This is a genomic window from Mesorhizobium sp. M2E.F.Ca.ET.209.01.1.1, from assembly GCF_004010375.2.
Classification (GTDB): Bacteria; Pseudomonadota; Alphaproteobacteria; order Rhizobiales; family Rhizobiaceae; genus Mesorhizobium.
The window spans coordinates 1-330 of the sequence record NZ_SADP02000706.1; the positions used below are offsets into that span (position 1 = coordinate 1).

A 330-nucleotide genomic window follows, 5' to 3' on the forward strand; every position below is an offset into this window, starting at 1 on the left:
TGGTATCCGTCACGAAAACCGGAGGCGGTCGCCGTGGCCGTCGGCTGTTTCGCCGATCCGTCCTTCCCGGCGCCGACAAAGTCAGTCTACGACAAGCGCCGCCACGGCTGGGTCGTGGTGCCAGACTGACGCCAAAGCCCGCCTCCTGGGCCACTACTCGGCCGCGACGCCTTTCACCTCGAGATAGCTCTCCATCGAATCGTCCAGCGCCTGCAGCCACGGCGTATGGTGCAGCGGCGCCATGGTCCCGGTCATCAGCGAGCGGTAGGCGTGGTCGCGGAAGCCCATGATGTTCTCCGCCTTGTGATGCTCCCATTCCATGAAGGTCTG

At 64.8% G+C, this 330-nt stretch carries 2 pseudogenes; one reads left to right on the top strand and one right to left on the bottom strand.

From position 1 onward, the window contains the following. A pseudogene (locus EN852_RS42890) lies at positions 1-129 on the top strand (aldehyde-activating protein); the annotation flags it as partial. A gap of 24 nt (positions 130-153) precedes the next feature. On the opposite strand, the pseudogene EN852_RS37540 reads toward EN852_RS42890, so the two are convergent. Further along, positions 154-330 (bottom strand): annotated as a pseudogene (locus tag EN852_RS37540) (NAD(P)/FAD-dependent oxidoreductase); the annotation flags it as partial.